Origin of the sequence: Streptomyces sp. NPDC058758 (genome assembly GCF_042746075.1) — a bacterium.
Classification (GTDB): domain Bacteria; phylum Actinomycetota; class Actinomycetes; order Streptomycetales; family Streptomycetaceae; genus Streptomyces.
In genome coordinates this window covers 1-2582 of sequence record NZ_JBHYPS010000090.1, presented here as the reverse complement: position 1 = coordinate 2582, position 2582 = coordinate 1, and the positions used below count along the sequence as shown (strand labels likewise).

Genomic DNA, 2582 nt, shown 5'->3' with positions numbered 1-2582 from the left:
AGGGCCTACGTCGAGCAGGACCTCCACGAGATCTACCAGGGCGAGGTCCGCTACGCCCGCGACGCCTTCGAGGGCCTGCGCCTCATGGACGCGCTGATGGCGGTGAAGCGGGGCGCCCCCGGAGCCGCGCTGCCCCCGCTCAAGCAGCGCCGGGTGCCGAAGCGGGAGGCGCCGCTCCAGGTGCGGGAGCCCGAGCCCGGCGGCCGCTCCGACGTCGCCACCGACAACCCCGTCCCCGAACCTCCCTTCCTCGGGACGCGGGTCGTCACCGGCATCCCCCTGGCCGACTACGCGCCCTGGCTGGACGAGACGGCCCTCCTCAAGGGCCAGTGGGGCCTCAAGGACCCGGCGACGGCCGAGGCGGAGGGCCGGCCCCGGCTGCGCGCCCTGCTGGACCGGGTCGCGCGCGAGGGCCTGGCGGAGGCGTCCGTGGTCTACGGCTGGTTCCCCTGCGTGTCCAAGGGCGACGACCTGATCGTCCTCGACGAGGACGGCGGCGAACGGACCCGCTTCACCTTCCCCCGCCAGCAGCGGGGCCGCCGCCTGTGCCTCGCCGACTTCCACCGCGCCGAGGACTCCGGCGAGGTCGACACCGTCGCCCTCCAGGTCGTCACCGTCGGCTCCCGGATCGGCGAGGAGACCGCCCGCCTCTTCGCCGCCGACGCCTACCGCGACTACCTCGAACTGCACGGCCTGTCCGTGCAGCTGGCCGAGGCCCTCGCCGAGTACTGGCACGCGCGCGTCCGCGCCGAGTGGGGCATCGCCGGAGCGGACCCGGCCGGCCTGGCCGGCATGCTCCGCACCGAGTACCAGGGCTGCCGCTACTCGCTGGGCTACCCCGCCTGCCCCGACCTGGAGGACCGCGCCAAGATCGCCGAACTGCTCCGGCCGGAGCGGATCGGGGTGCACCTCTCCGAGGAGTTCCAGCTCCACCCCGAACAGTCCACCGACGCGATCGTCGTCCACCACCCGGAAGCGGGCTACTTCAACGCGGGAGGCCGCAGGTGACGCCCACGTACTCCTTCGAGTTCTTCCCCCCGAAGACCGACAAGGGCGAGCGGACGCTGTGGGACGCGATCCGCCGCGTTGAGGCGCTGAAACCGGACTTCGTCTCGGTCACGTACGGCGCCGGCGGCTCCTCCCGGCACCGGACCGTCGAGGTCACCCAGCGGATCGCCGCCGAGACCACCCTCCGGCCGGTCGCCCACCTCACCGCCGTCGGCCACTCCGTCGCCGAACTCCGGGCGATCGTCGGCGCCTACGCCGACGCGGGCGTGAAGGACGTGCTCGTGCTGCGCGGCGACCCGCCCGGAGACCCGCGCGGCCCCTGGACCCCCCACCCCGACGGCTTTCGGTACGCCTACGAACTGGTCGAACTGGTCCGCTCGCTGGGCGACTTCCGGATCGGGGTGGCCGCCTTCCCCGAGGGCCACCCGCGCTCGCCCGACCCGGAGAGCGACCTCGCGCACTTCGTCGCCAAGTGCCGGGCCGGCGCCGACTACGCCCTCACGCAGATGTTCTTCGACCCCGAGGACTACCTGCGGCTGCGCGACCGGGTCGCCGCCGCCGGCTGCGACGTCCCGATCATCCCGGAGATCATGCCCGCCACCGACGTCCGCCAGATCCGCCGCTTCGCCGAACTCTCCGACGCCGCCTTCCCCGAGGACCTGGCGCACCGTCTGGAGGCCGCGAAGGACGACCCGGCGCGCGCCCACCGCATCGGCGTCGAGCACGCGACCGGCATGGGGCTGCGCCTCCTCGACGAGGGCGCCCCGGGCCTGCACTACATCACCCTCAACAAGTCGACGGCGGCCCTGGAGATCCACCGGGCCGTCCTCAGCACCAGGAGAGTCGTCGCCCATGTCTGACGCCACCGGCACCCCGTTCACCGACTTCAAGGTCGCCGACCCGTCCCTGGCCGTCTTCGGCCGCAAGGAGATCACCCTCGCCGAGCACGAGATGCCCGGCCTGATGGCGATCCGCCGCGAGTACGCCGAGTCGCAGCCGCTCGCCGGCGCCCGCATCACCGGTTCCCTCCACATGACGGTCCAGACCGCCGTCCTCATCGAGACGCTGGTCGCCCTCGGCGCCCGGGTCCGCTGGGTGTCCTGCAACATCTACTCCACCCAGGACCACGCCGCCGCCGCGATCGCGGCCGCCGGCATCCCCGTCTTCGCCTGGAAGGGCGAGACCCTGGAGGAGTACTGGTGGTGCACCGAGCAGGCCCTCACCTGGCCCGGAGGCGAGGGGCCCAACATGATCCTGGACGACGGCGGCGACGCCACGCTCCTCGTCCACAAGGGTGTGGAGTACCGGAAGACCGGCGCGCTGCCGGAGGCGGAGAACGAGGAACTGGCCGTCGTCCGCGCCCTGCTGGAGAACAGCCCGCTGGACTGGCCGGCGCTCGCGGCCGGCATCCGCGGCGTCACGGAGGAGACCACGACGGGCGTCCACCGCCTGTACGAGATGCACCGCGAGGGCGCGCTCCTCTTCCCGGCGATCAACGTGAACGACGCCGTGACGAAGTCGAAGTTCGACAACAAGTACGGCTGCCGTCACTCCCTGATCGACGGCATCAACCG

General features: G+C 72.7%; 3 protein-coding genes. All 3 read left to right on the top strand.

Going from position 1 to position 2582, the window contains the following annotated elements; all coding sequences use genetic code 11:
- Window positions 1-1008: vitamin B12 dependent-methionine synthase activation domain-containing protein (locus ACFW6A_RS39095; protein ID WP_386646660.1), on the top strand; the 1008-nt coding region annotated here is incomplete at its 5' end.
- A complete protein-coding gene (gene metF, locus ACFW6A_RS39090; RefSeq protein WP_351841215.1) occupies window positions 1005-1868 on the top strand; it encodes a methylenetetrahydrofolate reductase [NAD(P)H] in 864 nt (287 codons plus the stop codon). The genes ACFW6A_RS39095 and metF, both read left to right, overlap by 4 nt.
- The coding region (locus ACFW6A_RS39085) for an adenosylhomocysteinase (protein ID WP_351841213.1) at window positions 1861-2582 on the top strand (722 nt) is incomplete at its 3' end. The genes metF and ACFW6A_RS39085, both read left to right, overlap by 8 nt.